Raw genomic sequence first — 26073 nt, forward strand, 5'->3', positions numbered from 1 at the left:
GAAGATAACAGCTTTATAAATTCCTGATTTAAGATTATTTGTTTACGAGTTGCGTAAGGTATTTGCCATATCCGCTTTTTCCGTACTTTAAAGCTGTCTGTAATAACTTTTCCTCGTTAATAAATTTATTTCTAAATGCAATTTCTTCAATACATCCGATTTTAAATCCTTGTCTCTTTTCAATAACACTTACAAACTCTGAAGCATCATGAAGAGAATCAAAAGTTCCGGTGTCAAGCCACGCTGTCCCTCTGTCCAAAACCCCAACTTCCAGCTTGCCTTTTTTAAGATAAACATTATTTACATCTGTAATTTCAAGCTCACCTCGTGCAGAAGGTTGTATGTTTTTTGCAATTTCAACAACTTCATTGTCATAAAAATATAAACCGGGAACTGCATAATTGGATTTTGGATGTGTAGGTTTTTCTTCTATAGAAACAGCTTTAAAATCATCGTCAAACTCTACAACTCCATATCTTTCGGGGTCGGAAACGTGATAGGCAAAGACAACTCCGCCATCAGGATTTGTTTTGTTTTTTAAAAGGGTTCCCATTTCAGATCCATAAAAAATATTATCTCCCAATACTAGTGCTGCCGGATCATTCCCAATGAAAGAATCTCCAAGAATAAAAGCCTGAGCAAGACCATCCGGGCTTGGCTGCACCACATATTGAATATTGCAACCTATCTGAGATCCATCTCCTAGTAGTTTAACGAAACCTTCCTGGTCATGAGGGGTTGTTATAATTAGTATATCCCTTATTCCCGCTAATAATAATGTAGATAAAGGATAGTATATCATTGGTTTGTCATAAACAGGCATTAACTGTTTACTTACTGCAATGGTAAGAGGGTAAAGTCTAGTACCGGAACCACCGGCTAAAATTATTCCTTTCATGTATTTGTTTTTTTATTTTTTCAATTATGTTCTATTGGAACATTGCATTTGGTGAAATGATTATTTTTTGATGGTTTAGTTGTATTGTTTTTCGTAGTATTTTTGATAATCTCCCGAGGTTACGTTTTCTAACCACTCTTTGTTTTCAAGATACCAGTCAATTGTTTTTGATAATCCCTGCTCAAATGTCACTGATGGTTTCCATCCCAGGTTTTTATTCAGCTTTGATGCATCAATAGCATAACGCTTATCATGGCCTGGTCTGTCTTTTACAAAAGTGATTAATTTTTCAGAGTAACCAGATGGTTTTCCAAGTTTTGCATCCATTTGCTTGATTAATTCTTTTACCAGATCAATATTTTGCCATTCATTAAATCCTCCGATATTATAAGTTTCACCTGTCTTGGCTTCATTAAATATCTGATGAATTGCTTTTGCATGATCAATAACAAATAACCAGTCGCGGGTATATTTACCATCGCCATAAATAGGTAACGGTCTTTCATTAATAATATTGGAAATACAAAGAGGAATCAACTTTTCCGGGAAGTGATTGGGACCATAATTGTTTGAACAGTTGGATACGATAAAAGGCATTCCGTAGGTATTTCCATAAGCTCTTACTAAATGATCAGAAGCTGCTTTAGAAGCGGAATAAGGAGATTGTGGATCGTAAGATGTTGTTTCCAGGAAGAAACCAGTTTCTCCTAAACTGCCGTATACTTCATCCGTGGAAACATGATAGAATAAATTCTTTCTGATTTCATCTGGAAATCTTCCATGGGTATGTTCGGGATTAAGCGTCCAGAATTCTTTACACAAGTTAAGAAGATTGGCAGTACCATTTACATTCGTATTAATAAAAGCCATGGGGTCAGTAATACTTCTGTCTACATGACTTTCTGCAGCTAAATGTATAACAGCATCAGGGTTATATTTTTCAAAAATTATTCTTAATTCTTCCGGTTTTGTTATGTCTGCTTTTTCAAAAACGTAATTGGGTTCGTTTTCGATATCTTTTAAATTTTCTAAATTTCCAGCATAAGTAAGGGCGTCCAGATTGATTATCGTGGTGTTAGGGTTATTCTTGACAAATTCTCTAACAACGTGGGAGCCAATAAAACCTGCTCCTCCCGTAATAATTATATTTTTCATTTTAATATTTTGAAACAGTTAAGATTAAAGTTACTAAGGTATTAATATAAATTCTATACCTGCTATTATAAATATAGGGTATTGAATTTTTTATACAGAAAATAAACGGTACTTTGTTTTTGTTATTGAGCTTATGGATTCGGGATAGTTTGTCTTCCAATACTTTTATAATAGAATCCATGTTGTTTGGGAACCTCCAAAGGATACATATTTCTTCCGTCAAATATAACTTTATTGTTCATTTTTTCGACCATCAGATCAAAATTAGGATTTTTGAATTCCGGCCATTCCGTAGCAATAAATAATGCGTCAGCTCCTTCTAAAGCATCGTACATCGTTTTTGCATATTGGATCTGGTCTCCAATAATCTGACGAACATTGTTTTCCGCGACTAGATCATACGCGGTTATTTTAGCTCCTTTTTTCAACAAAAGATTAATGTTGTCCAAAGAGGAAGCTTCACGTATGTCATCGGTATTTGCCTTAAAAGCTAGTCCCCAAATTGCAATCTTTTTTCCATTAAGATCTCCTCCGAAATATTTTTCAATATCAGAAACCAGAATAACTTTTTGAGTTGTATTTACATTTTCTGTAGCTTCTAAAATCTGGAAATTAAAATCTTCCTGCTTCCCAGATTTAATTAATGCCTTCACATCTTTAGGGAAACAACTTCCCCCATACCCAATTCCGGGAAACAAAAAGCGGTGACCAATTCTGTCATCACTTCCCATTCCCAGTCTTACTTTGTCAACATCAGCGCCTACTTTTTCACAATAATTGGCAATCTCATTCATGAATGTAATTTTCACCGCTAAAAATGAGTTTGATGCATATTTGGTAAGTTCAGACGATTTTTCATCCATGAATATAATAGGAATTCCTGTATTGGTAAAAGGCTGATATATCTTGGACATGATATTTTTAGCTCTCTCTGAACTTGATCCGACAACAACTCTTGCAGGGTTCATAGAGTCCTCTACAGCAAAGCCTTCCCTTAAAAATTCCGGATTGGAAACAACATCAAAAGGAATGTTTGTTTTTGAAGAAATAACTTCTCTTACTTTTTCTGCCGTTCCCACGGGAACTGTACTTTTGTTAACAATGACCTTATATTCAGTCATCAGTTCGCCAATACTATTGGCAACACTCAACACATAAGAAAGATCAGCAGATCCGTCTTCCCCGGGAGGAGTAGGTAAAGCAAGGTATACGACTTCGCTTTTATCTAATGCTTCTTTTAAATTGGTGGTGAAAAATAACCTTTGAGACTGAATGTTTCTATGGAACATCTCTTCAAGGTTCGGCTCATATATGGGAACAATGCCGTTTTTCATGCCTTCAACTTTTTTTTCATCAATGTCAACACAGTATACTGAATTGCCAAGTTCTGCAAGGGTAGTTCCGGTAACTAATCCTACATAACCTGTTCCTACAATTGTTATATTCAAAATGTTTGTTTTTAAAATTCATCACAAAAATAATAAAAATACTGTCAACCCCTCTTTAAATTTAATGTTAATACATTGTCGGGTTATTTATCTGATAATAAGATGATTTTGCTTTTTTAGAAAAAAAATCTTATATTTGCATTGGATTTACGGAAAAAAATGGGAAGGCTTCGGAAGAAAGCCTTTTTTCGTACTGTAAATCAAGCATAAAATTATGGAGTTTAGAAAGAAAATTGAAGAATTATTAAATGAATTCCTTGAAACCAGAAAAGATTTATTTCTTATTGATCTGAAGTTTTCTGCAGGGGATGATATTACAGTGATTTTAGATGGTGATAATGGAGTTTCTTTGCAGGATTGTCTTGATGCAAGCCGGGCAATAGAGTTCAATATGGATCGTGAAGAACATGATTTTAGTCTTCAGGTTATGTCTGCGGGACTAAGCGAACCATTATCTACTCCCAGACAGTTTAACAAAAATATAGGAAGAGAAATTGAAATTGTTCTTGAGGATTCTTCTAAAATAGAAGGTGAATTGTCAAAAGTGGATGAAGAAAAAATCACACTTATTTTACGATACCGAAAACCAAAAGATATTGGAAAGGGTAAAGTAGATGTGGAGGAGGAAAAGGAAATTCCTTACTCTGAGATAAAAAAAGCATTAGTAGTAATTAAATTTTAAAAAGAAAAAAGAATAAATGGATAATATAGCGTTGATTGAATCCTTTGGTGATTTTAAAGACGAAAAAGGGATCAGTAAAATTGATCTTATGGCAATTATTGAAGATTCACTGAAAACTCTTTTGAGAAAAAGGTTTGATTCAGATGATCATTTTGATGTGATTGTAAACCCTGATAAGGGGGATTTTCAGATATTTTTAAATAAAACAATCGTAGAGGATGAGATGTCGGAAGACGATGATTTGGAAATTGAAATTTCTGAAGCTAAAAAAATCGATCCGACTTTTGAAGTAGGGGAAGACTTTACAATGGAGATTCCTGTTGCACAGCTGGGAAGAAGAAATATATTAACTTTGAAGCAGATTCTCGCTACAAAACTTCAGGAGCATAATAATGCAATGTTGTATGAGCAGTTCAGAGACAGAATTGGAGAGATTGTTGTTGGAGAAATTCATCATATTCGTCACAAACATGTAATTTTGTTAGATGATGAGGGTAATGAATTTATTTTACCAAAAGAAAACCAGATTCCTTCTGACTTCTTTAAAAAAGGAGAGAACATCAGAGCTATCGTAGAGTCAGTTGATTTTAAAGGTTCAAAGCCACAAATTATTATTTCCAGAACTGCACCTAAGTTCCTTGAGAAATTATTGGAGCTGGAGATTCCTGAGATTCAGGATGGAACGATTATGCTTAAAAAAGTGGTAAGAATTCCTGGTGAAAAGGCTAAAATTGCCGTAGATGCTTATGATGATAGAATTGATCCGGTTGGTGCTTGTGTGGGTGTAAAGGGATCCAGGATTCATGGGGTTGTAAGAGAGTTGAAAAATGAAAATATAGATGTTATTCAGTGGTCTAAAAATCCTGAAATTTTAGTTAAGAGAGCGTTAGGTAACGTTACAATTAACAAAATAGACATCAATGAGAACAGTAGCTATGCGTTAGTTTATACACCTGTAGAAGAAATTTCTAAAGTAATTGGAAAGCAAGGTCAAAATATCAGACTGGCTTCTTGGTTGACAGGGTATGAAATAGATGTTTATAGAGAGTCTAGCGAGGATGACGATGTTGATTTGAGAGAATTTAATGACGATATCGAGCAGTGGATTTTGGATGAATTTAAGAAAGTAGGTCTTACTACTGCGAAATCAGTATTGGATAAGGATACTGAAAGTCTTTTAAATATGGTTGACCTTGAAGAAGAAACCATCGAAGATGTAAAGCGCATTCTGAGAGAAGAATTTGAAGATTAAGATTTTAAATAAATTTTAATAAAAAGTAAAAAAGAAATACTTTAATTTTAGAAATTAAAAAAACAGTAAATAATATAAATGCCAAAAATAAGATTAAATAAAGCGGTTAAGGAATTCAACATTTCGATGTCCAGATTAGTAGAGTTTTTACAGTCAAAGGATTTCGAGGTTGAAAACAATCCTAACGCTCAATTAGAAGAAGCGGCATATTCTGCATTGGAGGCTGAGTTTGCCAAGGATGGCGAACAACGTAAAGCTTCCCATGAGGTGGTGATCATTAAAGTTCCGGAAGAAAAACTGGAAATAGAAGAAAAGAAAACCCCTGAAGTAATAAGAGCTAAAGCTAATAAACCAGAAACTAAAATTTTAGGTAAAATAGATTTGGATTCTAAGAAACCTGAGGCTGAAGAGATTTCTGAGGCTCCGGTTGTTCCTGTAACTCCTCCGGTTGAGAAGAAGGAAGAGATAGTGTCAGAACCGGAACCTGAAACTAAAGCAGCTACAGAGAAACAGGAATTTAAAGTTCTGGATAAAATTGACTTGTCACAAATAGAGTCAAGAAACAGACCAGTTAAAAAAGATAAACCAAAAGTGGAGGAGAAAAAAGCTGAAGAAAAACCAATTGAAGTTGTGAAAGAAACTCCAAAACCAGTTGTTGAAACTGAGGCCAAACCAATTGATGCTGTGAAGGAAGAATCTGTAAAAGATGACGAGCAATCTCAGGAGCCTCAGAAAATTGAAACCGTTTATCAAAAATTAGACGGACCTAAGATTGTTGGTGAAAAAATTGATTTAACGCAATTTGCTCCTAAGCCTAACTCAGGTGCGAAGAAGAAAAGAAAAAGGATTGAAAAACCTGGAGGACCTAATCAACAGAATACAGGGAACAATCAACAGGCTGGAGGAAACAATCAGCAAGGGGGGCAAGGAAACCGTCCGCAAGGGGGTAATCAAGGCAACCGCCCACAAGGTCAGGGTGGCCAAGGTAATCGCCCGCAAGGTCAAGGTGGTCCTGGTGGAAACCGTCCGTACAATAATAACAATCAAGGAAACCGTCCACAAGGTCAGGGTGGTGGATTCAAGAAAGGGGGTCAGAATAATAGACCGGGGCAAAGAACAATGCCTGTGGAGCTAACTGATGAGCAAGTAAAGAATCAGATTAAAGAAACCCTTGAGAAGTTAACTAATAAAGGAGGTAAATCTAAATCTGCTAAGCATAGAAAAGATAAGAGAACTTATCGTAGAGAGCAGGATGAACGTCAGCAAGAGATTGATGCACAGGATAGAACATTAAAAGTTACTGAATTTATTACAGTAGGGGAACTTGCCAGTTTGATGAACGTTTCTCCAACAGAAGTTATTTCCGCATGTTTCTCTCTAGGTGTTATGGTAACTATGAACCAGAGACTTGAAGCTGATACCTTATTATTGGTAGCTGATGAATTTGGTTATAAAATTGAGTTTTCGGATGCTGATCTTGAAGAAGCAGAATCTGAAGAAGATATGGATGCAGAGGAGGATCTTTCTCCAAGAGCACCAATTGTAACCGTAATGGGACACGTTGACCACGGTAAAACATCCTTACTTGATTACATCAGAAAAACCAATGTTATCGCTGGTGAATCAGGAGGTATTACACAGCACATTGGAGCATATAATGTGAAGTTAGAAAACGGGCAGAGGATTACCTTCCTGGATACTCCTGGTCACGAAGCCTTTACGGCTATGAGAGCAAGGGGTGCTCAGATTACCGATATTGCTATTATTGTAATTGCAGCCGATGATGATGTAATGCCTCAGACTAAAGAGGCGATCTCTCACGCGCAGGCAGCAGGTGTACCAATGATTATCGCTTTGAATAAAGTTGATAAGCCGGGTGCAAATCCTGATAATATCCGTCAGCAATTATCTGGTATGAATATTTTGGTTGAAGAATGGGGTGGTAATGTTCAGGCGCAGGAAATTTCTGCGAAGTTTGGTAATAATATTGATCTTTTATTGGAGAAAGTGTTGCTTCAGGCAGAAATGCTTGAACTGAAAGCTAATCCGAATAGAAATGCTCAGGGAGTTGTAATTGAAGCTTCTTTAGATAAAGGAAGAGGATACGTAGCTACGATGCTGGTGCAAACCGGAACTTTAAGAGTTGGTGATTATGTACTTGCAGGGAAAAACCATGGTAAAGTGAAAGCAATGCTTGATGAACGTGGTAGAAACCTTAAAGAGGCAGGGCCATCAATCCCGGTTACTATTTTAGGTCTGGATGGTGCTCCAACAGCAGGGGATAAATTTAAAGTCTATGCTGATGAGAGTGAGGCAAAAACTATTGCCAATAAGAGAGAGCAGCTTCAAAGAGAGCTTTCTATCAGAACTAAGAAACATACAACGCTTGAAGAACTTGGAAGAAGAATTGCTCTAGGTGAGTTCAAGGAGTTGAATATAATCCTGAAAGGTGACGTGGATGGTTCTGTTGAAGCGTTATCAGATCAATTGCAAAGGTTGTCAACGGAAGAGATCAGTGTTAATATCTTACATAAGGGAGTTGGTCAGATTACAGAATCTGATGTTAACTTAGCTACAGCTTCGGATGCTATTATCATTGGATTTAATGTTAGGGCTGGTGGTAATGCTAAAGAATTAGCAGATAAGGAAGAAATTGAGATCAGAACTTATTCTGTAATTTATGCAGCTATTGATGAGGTAAAAGAGGCAATGGAAGGTATGCTTTCTCCTGAAATTAAAGAACAGGTAATTGGTAATGTGGAAATCAGAGAAGTATTTAAAATTTCGAAGGTGGGAACAATTGCCGGATGTATGGTTCTTTCAGGGAAGGTTACAAGAAGTGCTAAGGTAAGAGTTCTAAGAGACGGTATCGTTAAATTTGACGGGGAACTGGAGAGTTTAAAGCGTTTTAAAGATGATGTGAAAGAAGTAACCAAAGGTTACGAATGTGGATTGAATTTAAAAGGTTATAACGATATTGAAATCGGCGATATTCTTGAAGTATATGAAGAAGTTGCAGTGAAGAAGAAATTGAAATAATTTATTAATTATCTAAATATTTGAAAACCACTTTTTTATAAAAGTGGTTTTTTTTGTTTAAAAACATAATTTATATTGATTCTAAATTGTTTTTTTAACATTTTATTATATTATCATTATTTAAGTTAAATAGTTATAATAATGTTTTTTTTATTTAATATTTATATGTTTTTATTATAAATAATTATTCAATTTAATGTGATTTTTGAATTAAAGTTAAATTTGTTTTATATTATTAATTTAATGTATTTGTAAATATTAGTATTAATTAACATATTTGTCTTGTATATATTAAAATATGTTAATATGAATGTTAAATTACGGGTGGTGAGTGCTGGCGCGTTGTTTTTTATATGTGGCCTATATAATGCACAAACTGTTAAAAAAAATGATACAATCAAATCAAAAGATATTGAGGAGGTTGTAGTTTTAGGGTACAATAGAACTTTAACTAAGCCTAAGGATGTCAGTGCGAATACTACTGTAAATGCGGAGGTTTTAGAGAACAGACCAAATGTTAGTTTTCTAAACTCATTACAAGGTTCTGCTCCTGGTGTTACTATTGCGTCTAATTCGGGTTCTCCTGGTTCTGCAAAAATTGATCTGGTTATTAGAGGGATTTCATCACTTTCGGCAGATACAGAGCCATTAGTGATTATTGATGGGGTTCCTACTGGGGCTAATCAGTTTAGGAATTTAAATTCGGAGGATATAGAATCTATCTCAATTTTGAGAGATGCGGCAGCGACTTCAATTTATGGAAATAGGGGAGCAAATGGAGTATTGTTGATTAGAACTAAAGGAGGTAAGTTTAACTCAAAATTGAGATTAAGCTATAGTACTATGACTGGGGTTAGTGTTATGCCTAAAAACAAATACAATATGGCAAATGCTCAGCAGTTACTTAGGATTCAAAAAAATAATAATCAAACAAGTCTTACAGGGGGAAAGCTTACTGATGAAGAAATTGCAAACTATCCAATTAATACAAATTGGGAAAAAACTTTCTTTAAGGCAGATGTAACCCAGCAACATAATGTTTCTGCAACTTTTGGTGGTGAAAATACATCGGTATATTCATCATTAGGATATTTGGAGCAAGGAGGTTTGGTTCCGAATACTAATTTTAAGAGATTTACATTTAGAAATAATATCACAGGTAGATCAGCTGATAAGAGGTTTAATTATACTGCTATAGTTGGTTTGGGGTATTCTGCTAGAAAACAGCTGAATCAAGAAAGTAATTCGGGTATAAATGGAAATTATGTTCAAAATCCATTAATAGGATCTTTTCTGGCTTTGCCTTATATTGCTTCTGGGCAATATGCTAATGGTCGCGATTTATTTAATGCAATTGGGACTAATTCCGGAGCGGAGGGTAATTTTGCTTACATTCTTGAGGATGTACTTAGGGGTGATCAGTCCGTATTTGGGCGTTTCAATGAAACTTCTATTTTCACTAATGTAACTACATCCTACAAACTTACAGATGACTTTACGCTTAATAATAGAACGGGGGTAGATGTTAAAATAGGGAATTCAATGGCAGGAAGAAATCCTAATGGGTATCTTTCGTTGGTGGTTGCTGCAACAAATGGGACAGAGTACGGAGGTAGTGAGACTATTGGTAACTCCAGAGAGCTGAACTTTACTACAGTTTCTAGCGTTAATTATAATAAAGTATTAGGAGATCATACTATTGGAGTAGGAGCATATTTAGAGTATAATAAGGTTCATTTCTATTCAAGTAGTCAAACTCAAAATGGTTTAGATCCAAGATCATTTGCGATTGGGTCAGGTGTCGGGTATATTGCTTTCGATCCTGTGAGAAATATTTATCTACCATCGGTTTCGGCATTTAAGGCTACTGCTGGTTCCCTTTCTTATTTTGCAACGGCAGATTACGATTATAAAGATAAATATGGTTTTAGTGGAACATTAAGACGGGATGGTAGTTATAGATTTGCTCCTGGTAATAAATGGGGAACGTTTTGGTCTGTCGGAGGACGTTGGAATATTGATAAAGAAAACTTTATGCAGGGATCAATATTCGATATGTTGAAGTTGAGAGCTTCTTATGGTACCCAAGGGAATGCTAACGTAATTGCGGCTGGAGATGATACGAATCCTATGCTTTTAGGAACTGGTATTACAAGGGATTTGAATGTGGTTGGAAATGGGTATTCCAACACTTCAGGTTATTTTGTTAGTAATATAGCAAATCCTACACTTCGATGGGAAGAGGTTAAACAAACAAACTTCGGGTTGGATTTTAAATTGTTTAAGAATAGGCTGGAAGGTAATTTTGATGTCTACAGAAAAGATACCGATATGCTTTATTATAATATTCCTTCATCAGCAATTACCAGTCAATATACTTATAGAGGTAATTATGGAGCTTTAAAAAATGAAGGTTTTGAAGCGGTGCTGAGATATAATATTTTTAACAAATCAGATTATAAGTTAACAATATTTGCTAACGGTTCATATAATAAAAATACTATTAAAAAACTGTCAATTCCAGTAAGTACAGGATCTTTACTTTTAGTAGAAGGAGGTAGCATCAATGAATGGAATCTAGTGCCTTATTTAGGGGTGAATCCTAATAATGGAAATGAGTTATATTTGGATTCAAACGGAAATGTATCAGAACAAGCATTAGATAAAGACAGAAGAAAAACGGGGAAAAACTATTTTCCAAAGTACACGGGAGGTTTTGGCTTTAATAGTGAATATAAAGGGTTTTTCTTAGATGCATTATTCTCATTCCAAGCTAAGTTCTGGAGATCAGACAATCAGTTGGCATGGGCATTAAATCCATCATATATGCGTGCTGGAAATAATGTTTCTGCTGATTTGCTTAATGCGTGGACCCCTACTAACACTAATACAGATATTCCTTCGTTAAATGCGCCCATGTCTAGCATTACTGATAGACTTCTGTATGATGCATCCTTCCTGAGGATGAAGAATGTAACTCTAGGGTACAATGTGCCTAAAAAATTCTTTAATGAAAAATCTATACTGAAGGCTGCTAGAATCTTTATTCAAGGTGAAAATATTTTTACCTGGACAAAATGGAGAGGGTATGACCCTGAGGGATTGGGTACATTTCCTTTAAGTGTTTATCCAAACCCAAGAACGTTCTCAATTGGAGCTAATTTAGATTTTTAGTAATTATTAATTATTCAATATGAAAAGTATTTTTAAAACAACAATATTATCCTTAGCTGTTATTGTAAGTGTATCTTCTTGTAATGATGCATTGGATATCACGCAGGCGGGAGAACTGAATGGTGAGTCGACATTCACTAATACAAACGATTTAGATAAATACCTTAATGGTGCTGTATATACTAGTTTAGATATTACCAATAATTTATTTTTATCTGCTCAAATAACTGATGAGTTGGGGATGGGGCCTCAGAATTCTGAGTTGGCACTTAGTGCTCATCAATTTTACCTTGATATTACTAATGGGCCTACTTCTGGTATCTGGCTCGGGAATTATACAACAATAAATAGGGCTAACAGGCTTTTGGTAGGAGCCAAGGGTATAGTGCCGGCAGAGTCTGAACGAGCTAGATATAATAATGTGGTTTCGCAGACCAGACTAATAAGAGCATTTTCTTATTTTACTCTTTTGTCCTATTTTTCTACAGACATGAAAGATCCTAATGCTTTAGGGGTTATGCTAATAGAAGATGTCCCTGAGTTGACAGAAACTAAACCAAGGGTTGCGAATTCTCAAATTTTTGCATTAATTGATGCGGATGTCGCCTTTGCAGAAAGTAATTTGACAACCAGTGGTGATTATTACAGGATTACGAAAAATTTTTTAAATGCCTTTAAAGCAAGGTATTATTTATACAGAGGTATGTATCCTCAAGCTAAAGCTGCGGCACAGGCGGTGTTAAATACTTCTGGTTTATCACTTACGGTGGCAAGTCCTCCTAATCCAGGTAATTTGGCTCAAAATAATCAGGCTCATAAAGATCTGAATGCATATACTTCCAAGAATCCATACGTTAAAATGTGGAATAATACAGATACTGGTAATCCGAGAGAATTAATATTTTCTTTAAACAGGCCGCAACTTCAAAGCTGGGGAAATATTGTAACTCTGTTTGCAACCAATGCGTCGCAGGCTAATGGATCTATTTTGTATGATATGGGTAGAAAAACTTTTAACCTGTATGCTAGTACTCCTGGAGATATTAGGAGGTTTGCCTATATTGATCCTACTGCTGTAATTAATTCCAATTACGCGACTATAGATAATTACAGAGCTCTGGATGTGCTTGTGATAGATAAATATCCTGGCAGAGCAACTTTGGCGCCTGATCCAATTCCTACAGACCCTACACGAGAAAAGGTTTTAAGTCAGAATGTATTAAGAAACGATATTCCAATTTTCAGGTTATCTGAGATGTATTTTATTTTAGCTGAATGCGCTGTTGAAGAAGGTAGTTTCACTACGGCTGCAACACTTATAAAGAATGTTAGGGATGCGCGTAACTACCTGGGTCCTGTGGATTTACCGGTATATTCAAGTAAACAGCAGGCATATGTTGATATCCTTTTGGAGAGAAGGAAAGAGCTCTATTTGGAAGGGCATAGATATTTAGACTTAAAGAGATTGGGGGCAATTGCTGGAGTGGCTATTGATAGGGATCCCACAGACGATGTGAAAACGATCCCGGTGACTATACCAATTAATGATTATCGTATGAGGTCGCTGCCTATTCCAAGAGCTGAGCTGCAAGGAAATCCAACAATTCAACAGAATCCTGGGTATTAATTAAAAAAAACTTAGAAATGAAAACAATAAAGTATATATATCTATTTCTTGTTTGTCTTGTTATGTCATGTACAAATGATGAAATTCATTACGAAGGTGAGCCATATTTACATTTTGTAACAGCAGGTTCGGATCAGTTAATAGAACAGGGTAGTGGACATAAAGATGTTGAAGTTAAATATGGAACAATTTCGCAGGTATCTGGAGATAAGGAGGTGAAATTAGTTTTAGATCCAAGTTCAACTGCAAAAGAAGGAGTTGATTTCCAACTTGTGAAAGGTACTGATAATCCTTCTGGTAAGGTTAATGGAGTTTTCGTTGTGCGATTGTTGGAAAGCGGAGCGACCAGTGTGGCTAAAAAAGCTGTTTTTAAATTACAATCGAATTCTATTCAGAATGCTATTATAGATTATCAAACATATACAATGAGTATGTCATTGAAATGCTCGGCTACGTTGATGAATGGTAATTTTAAAAATACAGAGGCTTTTTGGAATACTCCAAATGGAAATTATGATATTGTTCAATCGTCAACGACGAATCAATTGAAGGTAAAGGACTTTTTAGACGTAGGTATAGATTTGGTGTTAAATTATAATCCGGATACATATGTAGTTACTATTCCGGATCAATATACGGGATCAAACTATAGTGCTGCTCCATATGCCGGAGCTCCTATTTGGGTTAAGCAATCTACTGATGCTTCACAAGTTTCATCATTTAATCCGTGTACAAAGACTTTAACTGTGTATGGGAATTATTACCTTAAAGGTACTACGGCGGCTTACGGAAACAAAAAAGAAGCGTTTGTAGGAAATTAACAACCTCAATAAAAAAAGAAAATATTTAAAATGAAAAAGACGGGAATTATATTGTCATTTTTAGGCTTTAGCTTCTGTTTTGGGCAAAGTGCTGTGCTTTACAATCTTAATAACAATAGATTGTTGTCTAATTCGGTTAATAAAATTGGCGTTGGAGAAAGTGCCGATAATGATAATTATGATGGGTCTCCTTTTTTAGAAAAAGAGTTTTTGCCATCAATGATTAAAGGAGAGAGTGGAGCTTTTCTTTTAAGATATAATATCTATAATGATGAAATTATCTTAAAGAATGATGATAAATATTATAAAATTCCAAAAGAAGAGGCTGATTATTTTAAAATCAATAATGAATATGTTGTGAGATTGATTAATGGGAAATATTATATTGATTCCTCTTCGGATAAAAATAATTATGTAATTGTTCGAAAAGAGAATATAACCTTTACGCCAGGAAAAGTTGCGGAGAATACCTATGATCAAGCTAGGCCCCCGAAGTTTTCAAGAACTAAACCAGATTATTTTTTGTTTGATATGGCTAAAAAGGTAATTACTCCATTGAAAAAAGATGAAATTAAAGCATTATTTCCTAATAAATCCGAGGAATTAGATCAAAATTTTAAAAAAAATAAATTCAAAAATATTGATGATCTTAATAGTTTATTAAGCATTATTGCTGGTTAAATTAAGCATACAAATAAATTCAGAAGAGCCTATTGAAAAATAGGCTCCTTTGGAATTTATAACCGTCTGATAATTTATAATAATTCTAAATAATATTTTTAAGGATGATAAATGTTTGTTAAAGATATTTTGAACTGTGGAAAATTTGTTTTATTGAAATGTTAAATGTTATTTTTTGTTAAATTTTAATGTACGAAGTAAAATATTAATTTTTATATATCGTATTTATCATAATTATCGCCAAATTAAAAAGTTGCCAGTATTAATATTTATTAACATATTTGCTCTCTTAAATATATTAAAATTTGTTAATATGAATGTGAAATTACGTGTATTAAGTGCTGGCGCATTGTTTTTTTTAGGGCATACAGCTTTTGCACAGAAAACAAAAAAAGATTCTGTTACTAAAGAGCAGCAGATCGAAGAAGTTGTTGTTGTTGCTTATGGTACTCAGAAAAAGCAGAGTATTACAGGGTCAATTACGACAATTAATGCAAAACAGTTAGAGGATGCTCAGGCATCAAATGCTGTTCAATCTTTAACCGGAAAGGTTGGTGGGGTACAAATCTCCGCTAATTCGGGACAACCAGGAGATCCTCCGCAGGTTAGATTTAGAGGTATTGGATCTCTTTCTTCTTCAAATAATCCTTTGTATGTTGTCGATGGGGTGCCTTTTAATGGTAATATTAATGCGATTTCAAATCAGGATATTGAAACCATTTCATTTTTAAAAGATGCATCAGCAAACGCATTATATGGTAGCCGAGGTGCAAATGGGGTTATCCTTATTACAACAAAGAAAGCTAAAAAAGGTAGGTTCTCAGTTACTTTTGACACTAAGTTCGGGGTGAACTCACGAGCCGTTAAAGAATATGATATCATTACTGATCCGGGAGAATATTATGAAGTTTTCTATAATAGATTGGTAACTGATGGTGTTTATAAAGGAATGTCGATGGGTAATGCCGTGACAAATGCAATAAACACAATGATCCCTGATTATTTGGTTTATAATAATTATAATGTCGCTGATAATCAGATTATAGACCCTGCGACAGGGAAAATTAATAAAAATGCAAAATTGTTGTATCATGATGATTGGAACAAAAATCTATTTAAAGATAGAGTTCGTCAAGAATATAACATTAATATAGCTAATTCTTCTGATAAAAATGATACTTACTTGTCTTTTGGTTATCTTAATGATGAAGGGTATGTTATAAATTCTGGATTTGATAGGTATACAGCTAGATTAAATAATGAATTAAGACTTACTTCTGATATTAAAGTTGGTGTTAATTTAAACTATGCTAGAACTGAACAAAATGCACCTATCCAAGGTGCTTCATCTAGCCAGTATAGTAACCTTTTCAGTTGGGCAAGGAATATTGCTCCAATTTATCCGATATGGGCAAGAAATACAAATGGAGGTTTTATACTTGATTCTAACGGTCAAAGAGTATATGACTTTGGAACTCTTACTGGACCAATGGGATTAGCCCGCCCTTATGGTGGAACTTTAAATCCATATGGAACTACTTTATTAGATATTAAAAGAAATTCGGAGGATAATTTAAGTGGTAGAGCTTATGCTTCTGTGAATTTCCTTAAAGATTTCAACTTCACATATAATTTAGGGTATGATTTATTAAGTGGCTATTACACTAATTATTCTAATAACATTGGTGGTGATGCTGCAGGGTATGGAGGTACTATTACTAATGCAACAACAAATGATTATACTGTGACCAATCAGCAATTATTAAATTGGAATAAAACATTTGGAAAACATAGTATAAGTGCAATGGTTGGTCATGAAACTTCCGATTTTACCAGCAAGATGATAGCGGGAGTTAAAAATAATATTGCAATTCCAGATCTTCCAATATTAAGTAATGGAACTAAATATTCCGCATTAAATGGGTTTAACGATTTATATAAAGTAGAAGGTTATCTTTCAAGAGTTAACTATAACTATGATAATAAATACTTTGTAAATGCAAGTTTTAGAAGAGATGGTTCTTCTGTGTTTGCTCCAGAAAACAGATGGGGTAACTTTTTCGGACTTGGAGCAGCATGGGTTGCTACTAATGAGAATTTCTTGAAAGGAAATAAAGTGGTAACAAATTTAAAGCTTAAAGCAAGTTACGGGGAGCAAGGAAACGATAATATCTTGTATGCTGGGAATGTAAACCTTAATAATAGAACATATTTCGGATATGGAAGAAATTATTATGCTTATGAATCTCAATATGAAGTTGTTCCAGATTCTCAAGGAAATGCAACAATTGTGCAAGTTTACGAAGGAAATAGAGATATTAAGTGGGAGGTTTCAAGAAACCTTAATGCTGGCTTTGAATTAAGTCTTTTCAACAGGATTAATATTGATGCTCAATATTTTGAAAGAGGGGTGAAGGATATGATTTATAACAAACCATTACCATCTTCTACTGGGACAAGATTTATTTCAACGAATGTTGGAGATATGAAAAATAGAGGAGTTGAAGTTTCAATAGATGCAAGTATTATTAATAATCAGGATTTTACTTGGAATTTATTTGCTAACGCAACTCACTATAAAAATGAGATTACATTCTTACCTGCAAGTTTTGTATCAGGTATTTTCAAATTTGATAAAGGATCTTCAGCGTATACTTATTACCTAAGACAATTTGCCGGAGTTGATAAGGAAAATGGTGATGCTTTATGGTATATGGATGATGCTTCTGGAAATAAGGTGACTACTAATGATTATACGAAAGCAAAATTATATTTGAGTGATAAAACTCTAAATCCTAAAGCATACGGTGGTTTCGGAACTAATGTGAGCTATAAAGGGGTAAGCCTTGCAGTTAATTTTGCTTTCCAATTTGGTGGTTATATGTATGATAATGTTTACCAAGGAATGCTTCCTTCAGGACCAGATAATATTGGACAAAATTATCATAAGGATGTTTATAACACTTGGACACCTACCAATACTGATGCACCACTTCCAGCATTAGACTTATCAAGACCGAACCAAATGGCTGCTTCTGATTTATTCTTAATCAAATCTGATTATATCAGTTTACAAGATGCCTCTATTAGTTATGATTTTGATAAAAGTATTTTGCCTCAAGGTCTTTCTGGACTTAGATTTGGTCTTTATGGAACAAACCTTGCAATGTGGAGTAAAAGAAAGGGAATGGATCCTAGATTGGCTAGTATAGGTGCTTCTGCTAACAATGGCCTTTCTTTGAATAATTATGGAGTTGTTAGAACAATCTCTTTAGGTTTAACAGTTAAATTTTAATTAAAATGAAAAAATAGCAATATATTCACTATTAGTATCTTCTTTATTTGTTACAAGTTGTAGTGATGACTATTTGGATACAAAACCTCAATCAACTATTAATGAAGAGCAGTTAGCAACTTCCCCTGCAGGTCTTCAAGCGCTATTGGATGGTATATATACAGGATTTAGAACCTTTGGTAATACTAATGGCGGAAATCACGAAGATTATGGTCATAAATCCATTCTTGCAGGTTTGGATATGATGTCAAATGATAATGTCATGACTAAATCTAGCTGGTATTCTAGCTGGTATAATTATACGGGAATTATTCAAACAAATAGTAGATCTCTTCTTCCTTGGAATACTTATTATCTTCAAATTAAATCTACAAATACAATTATTAATACAATTACTAAAGTAGGAGTAAATGATCAAAATAAATCTGTTTTAGGACAGGCGTATGCATTAAGAGCGCTCTCTTATTTTATGTTAGCAAGAATATATGGGCCTACTTATGTTGGACATACTTCAGACTTATGTGTTCCTATATATACTACTGTTGGATTTGAAGGGAAATCAAGATCTTCAGTTGGTGAGGTTTATTCTTTAATAGAGAGTGATCTTTTGAAATCAGTTGATTTGCTTACGGGTTACACAAGACCAAATAGAGAAAAAGTAGATAAATCTGTAGCTCAAGGCTTCCTAGCTCAAGTATCCCTTGAAATGGGTAAATATTCTCAAGCTGCACAAAATGCTAATGCTGCTAAACAGGGTTACGCTTTAGGGACAGAAGCTGATTGGCGTAATGGTTTCTATGATCTAACAAAAACAACTGATGCTATGTGGGGAGCTGTTATTACTGGTGATAATACTTCTTTCGTAGCAAGTTTCTTTGCACACTTTGATAATACTAATAACAGTGGATATGCAGGAGGGCTTGGAATTTATAAATTAATCGATAAAAGATTATATGATAATATCTCAGCTACTGATTATAGGAAAAAAGCTTTTGTAGCACCTGGAGGAAATCCTAGTTATCCTGCGTTACCTGCTTATGCAAATCTTAAATTTATTGATCCTACCGTTACTGATGGGGATTATATTTACTTAAGAGCTTCTGAAATGTATTATATTGAAGCAGAAGCGCTTGCTAGATCTGGAAATGAGCCTCAAGCTAAGGCTGTACTTGCCCAAATTACACAAGCTAGAGATGCTTCTTATACAACATCTACTAATACTGGTGCAGCATTAATAACTGAGATTACGACTCAAAAAAGAATTGAGATGTGGGGTGAAGGTTGTGCTTGGTTTGATATGAAGCGATTAGGTGTTGGATTAAATAGAGTATATACAGGGACTAATCATCCAACATTTGGACAACTTACCTATCCTGCTAATTCTAACAAATTTTTATGGCAAATTCCGCAGGCAGAAATAGATACTAACCCAAATATTGTTCAAAATCCTAATTAACATCAAATTTTTATATAAGAGAAAATCTTAAATAATAATTATTAAATTTGTACTTCATAAAATCTTATGAAGTACATTTTTTTTTGTTTATTGATCTGCTCTTTTTTTTGAGAGCACAAACGGTAAAACCATCCTCAACTGAAAAGACCAATCCAGTCAAAGACAAGGATACTTTAGTTATTGACTCTGGAAAGAAGGATTCTTTAAAAATATTCAAACCTACCATCAATGATTATCTTTATCAGACTCAATTTTCTGAAAAGAAAATATTTGATACGGTGATGACTTACGAAAAAACATACGTCTTTTCACAATATAACAATAAAGATAACTTTGGGAGAGTTCAATTTCCTAATGTGGGAGCTGGATTTAATCCTCTTTCTTATGAGGTAAATGCAGAGCAGGATCTTTCACTGTTGCCTTCCAATAAATCTTATGGAATTATTGGGATTAATGACGTGAAATATTATGACGTAAAAACTCCAACAGCAACTTTTGTTTATCATAATTCTATAAAGAACGGAGCGGTTTTAAGATCTACCTACACCCAAAATATTGGGAAACGATTTAATTTTGCTTTGGAATATATGGGACTGCGATCACAAGGTCTTTACAGGAACTCATTGGCAGCTAATAATAATACACTATTCTCTGGACACTATCTAAGTAAGAGCGGAAATTATGAATTATTTGCTCATTACCTGCATCAAAATGTTAATAATCAGGAAAACGGAGGAATTGTGGCTGATGATCTGTTCCAGAGTGGGAACAGTGATTTCAGAAACAGAATCAATGCAGAAGTGAATCTTGCATCTTCAAGTTCGCAATTTGGATACAGAAGATATTATTTAAGCCATCAGTTTACTCCTTTTAACGCTGAAAAATTTCCTTTTAGGATCAGGCATACCATTTTTAACCAAGGGAATAAATATTATTACTCTCAAAATGCTTTAGAAGGGTATTGGTACGATACACCCGCCGAAATCGTTAATGGTTTTCCTCTTTCAACAAAGAAATATTCCAATAATCTAAGCAATACTGTTAGTCTGGTTTGGGATAATGAAAAGTTCAAACTGGATGCAGGAGTGCGTTATCAAATGATAAAGTTTGGAGCAACGCAAGTTACTCTGCCTACATTACAGATTCCAAATGAGATTAAAGAGAATAGAATTGGAGCAGTAGGAAACTTACAGATAAAGCTTTTAGATAAAATCCAGCTTAATTCATTTGCGGAATTTTCTAATGGAAGTCAGTTCGGAACTTATGTAAAAACTACTAACAACATTAAATTTGAACCGATCAAAGATTACTTTGTAAATGCTAAAGTAAATTTCCAGAGTGCTTATCCTTCTTTTAATTATCTTTTGAATACTTCTGTTTATAATAATTTTAATTATTACCTTCAGAATGTTAAAAACCAATCGATAACTGAGATTGGTGGGAATATTAATTTAAAATGGTTTAAAACAGAATTGTTTGTTAATTATTTCAGAATAGACAATTTTACTTATCTCGATGCGGCATCAATGCCTAAACAAAGTCAAGGGTCGCTGAATATTTCTCAGATCGGAGGAGATGCTACATTCAGTTTTGGTAAATATCATTTAAATACAAGAGTGCAGTTTCAGAACGCGCTAACAAATAAAGATTTGTATCCGATGCCTGGATTTATAGGCCGTGCTAATTTCTTTTATCAGACCAAAGCGTTTAAAAATGCTGCAGAAATCCAAGCTGGACTGAAAGTTTACTATTTCTCAAAGTTTGCTTCAAGAGAATATTTTCCGATACTTAACGAATACATTTTACCAAGAGCGGATTCATTTTCAATCGGGGGACAGCCTATTGCCGATGTTTATATCAATATGAAAGTTAAAAAAATGTTCTTCTTTATTGAAGGGCAACAGATAGGTACACTTATCTCATCTAATAAAGCCTATGCATTTCCACATTATCCGGTTTATGATTTTAGACTGAACCTTGGAATTGTTTGGTATTTGTTCAACTAAAATCATGACACCAGTTGAAAACAATCAGTAAAATATCATTTAATGATATAGAAAATATACCTCAGTTAATAAAAGATTTTTTAAATCATAAAATTGAGGGTTTTGAAGAAAATACATTTTCATTAGACCATTTTAGAAAAAAAATTCATCTAAAACAAGAATCTTTTACTTCAGAACAGAGAGTGGTATTATCCACCGCTCTTGAACAACAGTTATCCGGACTCATACTTTCTAAAAAGCAAAGGGAAAATTTAAACAACATAAAGCTTCCTGATACTTTTACTATAACAACAGGTCATCAACTAAACCTTTTTTCGGGGCCTGTTTTTTTTGTGTATAAAATTTTACAAACTATTAAGACTTGTTCTTATTTAAAATTTAATTTTCCGGACTTTAATTTTGTTCCTGTATATTGGATGGCTTCTGAAGATCACGATTTTGCTGAGATCAATCACTTCAAAACCGAGAATAATTATTACGAAATTAATGAAAAGTCTGGTGGACCTGTCGGGAGAATTCAGATAAGCGATACATTTTTCATTTCTGAGTTTGAAAAGGAATTTAAGGATTCTGTTTTTGGGACAGAGCTTATTTTAATGCTTAAAGAAGCTTACAAAGTCGGGAATACTCTTACAGAAGCTATAAAGACATTAGTGAACAGACTTTTTTCAGAGTTTGGTTTGTTAATCATTGATGGGGATTCAGGCATATTGAAAAATCAGGTCAAAGAAATTTTCCGGGAAGAGTTAATTCATTCTGCATTATATCATGCTTCTAAAGAAAAAGTGAAATTTCTCACAGATAAATATGGAAAGGTTCAGGTGAATCCCAGGGAAATTAATTTGTTTTACCTTTCTGACACGAGAGATCGGATAGAATTGGTAGGAGATCATTATAGTGTGGTGGATACTCCCATCCGGTTTACAAAGGAAGAGATCTTAAATGAGTTGGATAAAGCCCCGGAAAGATTTAGCCCTAATGCATTAATGCGTCCGGTTTATCAGGAAAAAGTATTGCCTAATTTAGCCTATATCGGGGGTAATGCAGAAATTATGTATTGGCTTGAGTTAAAAGACTATTTTACTAAAATAGATATCCCTTTTCCTGTTTTGATTCCCCGAAACTCAATGTTGTTCTTACAGGAGAAAGTATTAAAAAAAATAGATAAGCTTGATCTGAAAGTTGATGATTTCTTTCAGAATTTTGCAGCTATTACGAACAACAGGATCTTAGATAATAGTAGTATTCTCAGGTTACTTGAAGAAAAAGAATCTCTTTTGATCAATAGCTTTTCTGAATTACGGTCTATCGCCGAAACTACCGAGAAATCTTTTGGAAATATGGTTAAGGCGGAAGAAATTAGACAGCTCAAATCTTACAAAAGGATGAAAAAGCGACTTCTTCATGCAGAAAAGATAAAACAAAGTGAATTGCTTGAAAGGTTGGAAAATTTATTTTTAAACGTACATCCTTCTAAAACATGGCAGGAAAGGGTTTATAATTTTAGTGTATTTTTCGCTGATTATGGATATTCATGGCTTGAAACTTGTTTAGAAGAAATGGTGGTTCAAGAATCAAAATTAATAATTGTTGCCATTTAATTTTAAAGGAGTATTTTTGTAAATTATAATTATCTACTATGATAAAAAGGTTTTTTATTCTATCCAGTTTATGTATGGTTTTGGGCGTTTCCGCTCAACAATCACATACCGTAGTTAAAGGAGACAATCCTTATAATATTGCCAAGAAGTATGGTATAACGGTGGATGAACTGCTGAAACTAAATCCAAAATTTAAAGATGGAAAGTTGACAGTCGGTGATGTGCTTACAGTTAAATCTGATAAAAGCACTTCTGCTCCTGTTACAAAAACTGCTGTCATTGAAAAAGCTAAACCCAATGCTCAGCTTGGTAAAATTGTATTACAGCCGAAACAAACCATCTATGGAATTACAAAGCAATACCGTATTTCTGAAACTGACTTGAGAAAGTTGAATCCTGAATTGGATTCTCATATGAAGATCGGTGATGAGATTACATTACCTTTTGAAAGCATAAAAAAATATGGAGGCAACCAACAACCTGTTGTAGCTTCAAAAACTATAGAAGCAACTGCTAATAATACTCCATCAACTGCCGTGGCAACGGATGAGGATAGCTATACAATTCAATCAAAAGATAATTATTACAGAATTACAAAACAATTTGGAGTTAGCCAGCAAGAGCTGTATGCTTTAAATCCTGGATTGGAAGAAAAAGGATTAAAACCAGGAGAGGTTATCCGTGTTAAAAAATCAAATAGCAATGTTGCTAATGTGATTACGGAGCCTGTTAACCCTAAAACTAAAATTGATTCAGGCAACGAAAAGTCATCTGCTAATAATTCCTCTAACGTGAATGCAGAGGCAGGAGATGAATATGTTACTTACACTGTTCAGCAAGGGGATACTGTTTTCTCTATTGTGAATAAATATGGTATTTCCATTGACGAATTAATCGCTTTAAACCCGGATTTAACCCACGGACTAAAGACCGGGATGGTTTTGAAAATTAAGAAGCTTGATCCTGCATACATTAAGAAAAGCGGAGATGCTTTAAGTGTTGTTTTGATGCTTCCTTTCGGCTATAGTACAAATGAAACTCAATATAGGGGAATGGCAATGGATTTTCTTACAGGAGCTAAATTAGCCATTGAAAGAAATGCAAGAAACGGTCAGAAACTGGATATTAAAGTAGTTGATTCCGGTAATGAAGCTTCATTTAGGAATTCATTGACTCAAATCAATCCTAATAATACAGATTTAATTATAGGCCCATTCTTTAAATCGAATGTCATTGATGTTTTGGACTTTACTAAAAGCCAGAAAATTCCAATTGTAGCGCCGTTTGCAAATTCTCCGGAATTGTATAACTACAGTAATCTGGTTATTATTGAAACGAATGATCAAACCTATGCGGATAAAATTGTAGATGAAGTAAAAACTGTATACTCGGATCAAAAAATTTATATAGTTGCAGACAGCAAAAAGGAAAATGCAAATTATATTAAAGCGGGTCTCGAAAAGGCAGTGAAAAATCCAAATGTAACAATTGTAAGTTCTCCTGCAGAAATTAAGGCAGACCAGAATATGATGACGGGACAATCTGCTCCTGTAATAGCTATTTTAGCGAGTGATAACGATAGTACGGGCGAGGCTTTTTCAAATAGAGTTATTGCCCTGACAAAAGAAGTACAGGGAATAAAAGCTTTTAGCATGTATTATGCTCCAAGTTTTGAGAAAAAGGTAGACGACCTTAGTCAGGCGAGTCTGGTTTACTTAATGGACAGAAAAATCAATACGGACGGAAGTTTTGAAAAAGAGATTTTGGCAGCCTATAAAGGTAAATATTGCAAGACTCCTCCCAAATATGCAATTATTGGTTTTGATGTTGTCAATGACATGTTAACCAGAGAGAATAAAAAAGGAGAAATTTTTAAACAAATGAATAAAGTTCAAACTCAGCTTGCAACCAAGTTTGAATTTGTAAAGTCCAAAGCTAATGGAGCTTATGTGAATACTGGTTATCGTGTAATCCGATTAGTTCCTTAGTGAAGTACATTGGATGAAAGAAAATCTTCACATTATGTTTATATTTGCATAATATTTTAAATTATTAGATGAAAGCACTTGTATTTCCTGGGCAGGGTTCTCAGTTTGTTGGGATGGGAAAAGAACTATATGATTCTCGAAAAGACATAAAGGATCTGATGGAATCTGCCAATGAAATTTTAGGTTTCGATATTTTATCCCTTATGTTTAATGGGACAGAAGAAGATCTAAAGAAAACCGAGGTTACTCAGCCTTCTATTTTTATACATTCTGTAGCTGCTTTAAAAGCTGTAAATGGACTTGGTGCTGAAATGGTAGCGGGTCACTCTTTAGGAGAATTTTCAGCATTGGTCGCTAATGGAGTTCTGTCTTTTGATGACGGTCTTAAATTAGTATCTGAGCGAGCAAAAGCAATGCAGGAAGCTTGTGATATTAATCCAAGCTCAATGGCTGCAATTTTAGGATTGGAAGATGCTAAAGTTGAAGAAATTTGTGCACAGATCAATGGGATTGTTGTTCCTGCAAATTATAATTGTCCTGGGCAACTTGTAATTTCAGGAGAAACTGCTGCCGTAGAAGAAGCTTGTATTAAATTGAAAGAAGCGGGAGCGAAGAGAGCATTATTGCTACCTGTTAATGGGGCTTTTCATTCTCCATTGATGCAACCTGCACAAGAAAGATTGGCCGCTGCTATTGAACAAACTAAGTTCAGAAAAGCAACGATTCCAGTTTATCAGAATATTACCACGACTGCAGTTACAAATCCTGACGAAATTAAGAAAAACCTAATTGCTCAGTTAACAGGTCCTGTAAAATGGACACAATCTGTTCAGAATATGATTAAAGACGGAGCATCTAACTTTGTAGAAGTTGGACCAGGAAAAACTTTACAGGGATTGATCAAGAAAATTGATAGTTCTGTAGACGTTGCTTCGGCAATCTAAAAAATA

16 protein-coding genes are annotated in these 26073 nt (G+C 34.3%); 13 read left to right on the plus strand and 3 right to left on the minus strand.

Features of this window, described 5'->3' with window-relative positions:
• Positions 1-34: 34 nt before the first annotated feature.
• From rfbA to MTQ00_RS17625, 3 genes are all read right to left on the minus strand, one after another.
• Entirely contained in the window at positions 35-898 is an 864-nt protein-coding gene (rfbA, locus tag MTQ00_RS17615; RefSeq protein ID WP_273650487.1) for a glucose-1-phosphate thymidylyltransferase RfbA, read from the minus strand.
• Between the two features lie 75 nt (positions 899-973).
• The gene (gene rfbB / locus MTQ00_RS17620; RefSeq protein WP_273650488.1) at positions 974-2053 is read right to left on the minus strand and encodes a dTDP-glucose 4,6-dehydratase; all 1080 of its coding nucleotides are present in this window, start codon (positions 2051-2053) and stop codon (positions 974-976) included.
• 131 nt (positions 2054-2184) lie between these two features.
• Positions 2185-3501, minus strand: coding sequence for a UDP-glucose dehydrogenase family protein (locus MTQ00_RS17625; RefSeq protein ID WP_273650489.1), 1317 nt, complete (start codon positions 3499-3501; stop codon positions 2185-2187).
• A gap of 214 nt (positions 3502-3715) precedes the next feature.
• Here MTQ00_RS17625 and rimP point away from each other — a divergent pair, with 214 nt between their 5' ends.
• From rimP to fabD, 13 genes are all read left to right on the plus strand, one after another.
• Positions 3716-4183, plus strand: coding sequence for a ribosome assembly cofactor RimP (rimP, locus tag MTQ00_RS17630; RefSeq protein WP_273650490.1), 468 nt, complete (start codon positions 3716-3718; stop codon positions 4181-4183).
• 16 nt (positions 4184-4199) lie between these two features.
• Positions 4200-5435 carry a transcription termination factor NusA gene (gene nusA, locus MTQ00_RS17635; protein ID WP_172282359.1) on the plus strand — a complete coding sequence of 412 codons (1236 nt, stop codon included), beginning with the start codon at positions 4200-4202 and terminating at the stop codon, positions 5433-5435.
• A gap of 78 nt (positions 5436-5513) precedes the next feature.
• On the plus strand, positions 5514-8474 hold the full coding sequence (infB, locus tag MTQ00_RS17640) for a translation initiation factor IF-2 (RefSeq protein WP_273650491.1): 2961 nt from the start codon (positions 5514-5516) through the stop codon (positions 8472-8474).
• Positions 8475-8780: 306 nt separating this feature from the next.
• The gene (locus MTQ00_RS17645) at positions 8781-11648 is read left to right on the plus strand and encodes a SusC/RagA family TonB-linked outer membrane protein (protein ID WP_273650492.1); all 2868 of its coding nucleotides are present in this window, start codon (positions 8781-8783) and stop codon (positions 11646-11648) included.
• Between the two features lie 19 nt (positions 11649-11667).
• On the plus strand, positions 11668-13275 hold the full coding sequence (locus MTQ00_RS17650; RefSeq protein ID WP_273650493.1) for a RagB/SusD family nutrient uptake outer membrane protein: 1608 nt from the start codon (positions 11668-11670) through the stop codon (positions 13273-13275).
• A gap of 17 nt (positions 13276-13292) precedes the next feature.
• Positions 13293-14096, plus strand: a complete 804-nt coding sequence (locus MTQ00_RS17655) for a hypothetical protein (RefSeq protein WP_273650494.1) — start codon at positions 13293-13295, stop codon at positions 14094-14096.
• Positions 14097-14126: 30 nt separating this feature from the next.
• Positions 14127-14777, plus strand: coding sequence for a hypothetical protein (locus MTQ00_RS17660; RefSeq protein WP_273650495.1), 651 nt, complete (start codon positions 14127-14129; stop codon positions 14775-14777).
• A 313-nt stretch (positions 14778-15090) separates the two neighbouring features.
• Positions 15091-18072, plus strand: coding sequence for a SusC/RagA family TonB-linked outer membrane protein (locus MTQ00_RS17665; protein ID WP_273650496.1), 2982 nt, complete (start codon positions 15091-15093; stop codon positions 18070-18072).
• A 73-nt stretch (positions 18073-18145) separates the two neighbouring features.
• Positions 18146-19528, plus strand: a complete 1383-nt coding sequence (locus tag MTQ00_RS17670) for a RagB/SusD family nutrient uptake outer membrane protein (RefSeq protein ID WP_273650497.1) — start codon at positions 18146-18148, stop codon at positions 19526-19528.
• A 107-nt stretch (positions 19529-19635) separates the two neighbouring features.
• Positions 19636-21534: a putative porin gene (locus MTQ00_RS17675; protein WP_273650498.1), complete on the plus strand. Its 1899-nt coding sequence runs from the start codon at positions 19636-19638 to the stop codon at positions 21532-21534.
• Between the two features lie 14 nt (positions 21535-21548).
• Entirely contained in the window at positions 21549-23135 is a 1587-nt protein-coding gene (gene bshC / locus MTQ00_RS17680; RefSeq protein ID WP_273650499.1) for a bacillithiol biosynthesis cysteine-adding enzyme BshC, read from the plus strand.
• Positions 23136-23173: 38 nt separating this feature from the next.
• A complete protein-coding gene (locus tag MTQ00_RS17685; protein WP_273650500.1) occupies positions 23174-25123 on the plus strand; it encodes a LysM peptidoglycan-binding domain-containing protein in 1950 nt (649 codons plus the stop codon).
• 68 nt (positions 25124-25191) lie between these two features.
• Positions 25192-26067, plus strand: a complete 876-nt coding sequence (gene fabD / locus MTQ00_RS17690; RefSeq protein ID WP_172282380.1) for an ACP S-malonyltransferase — start codon at positions 25192-25194, stop codon at positions 26065-26067.
• Positions 26068-26073 lie beyond the last annotated feature (6 nt).

The sequence above is a fragment of the Chryseobacterium sp. B21-037 genome (assembly GCF_028570785.1).
Classification (GTDB): Bacteria; Bacteroidota; Bacteroidia; order Flavobacteriales; family Weeksellaceae; genus Chryseobacterium; species Chryseobacterium proteolyticum.

Excerpts from the sequence above, each read along its gene's own strand:
- rfbA (WP_273650487.1), bottom strand. The coding sequence starts at position 898 with ATGAAAGGAATAATTTTAGCCGGTGGTTCCGGTACTAGACTTTACCCT.
- rfbB (WP_273650488.1), bottom strand. The coding sequence starts at position 2,053 with ATGAAAAATATAATTATTACGGGAGGAGCAGGTTTTATTGGCTCCCAC.
- rimP (WP_273650490.1), top strand. The coding sequence starts at position 3,716 with ATGGAGTTTAGAAAGAAAATTGAAGAATTATTAAATGAATTCCTTGAA.
- nusA (WP_172282359.1), top strand. The coding sequence starts at position 4,200 with ATGGATAATATAGCGTTGATTGAATCCTTTGGTGATTTTAAAGACGAA.
- infB (WP_273650491.1), top strand. The coding sequence starts at position 5,514 with ATGCCAAAAATAAGATTAAATAAAGCGGTTAAGGAATTCAACATTTCG.
- MTQ00_RS17645 (WP_273650492.1), top strand. The coding sequence starts at position 8,781 with ATGAATGTTAAATTACGGGTGGTGAGTGCTGGCGCGTTGTTTTTTATA.
- MTQ00_RS17650 (WP_273650493.1), top strand. The coding sequence starts at position 11,668 with ATGAAAAGTATTTTTAAAACAACAATATTATCCTTAGCTGTTATTGTA.
- MTQ00_RS17655 (WP_273650494.1), top strand. The coding sequence starts at position 13,293 with ATGAAAACAATAAAGTATATATATCTATTTCTTGTTTGTCTTGTTATG.
- MTQ00_RS17660 (WP_273650495.1), top strand. The coding sequence starts at position 14,127 with ATGAAAAAGACGGGAATTATATTGTCATTTTTAGGCTTTAGCTTCTGT.
- MTQ00_RS17665 (WP_273650496.1), top strand. The coding sequence starts at position 15,091 with ATGAATGTGAAATTACGTGTATTAAGTGCTGGCGCATTGTTTTTTTTA.
- MTQ00_RS17685 (WP_273650500.1), top strand. The coding sequence starts at position 23,174 with ATGATAAAAAGGTTTTTTATTCTATCCAGTTTATGTATGGTTTTGGGC.
- fabD (WP_172282380.1), top strand. The coding sequence starts at position 25,192 with ATGAAAGCACTTGTATTTCCTGGGCAGGGTTCTCAGTTTGTTGGGATG.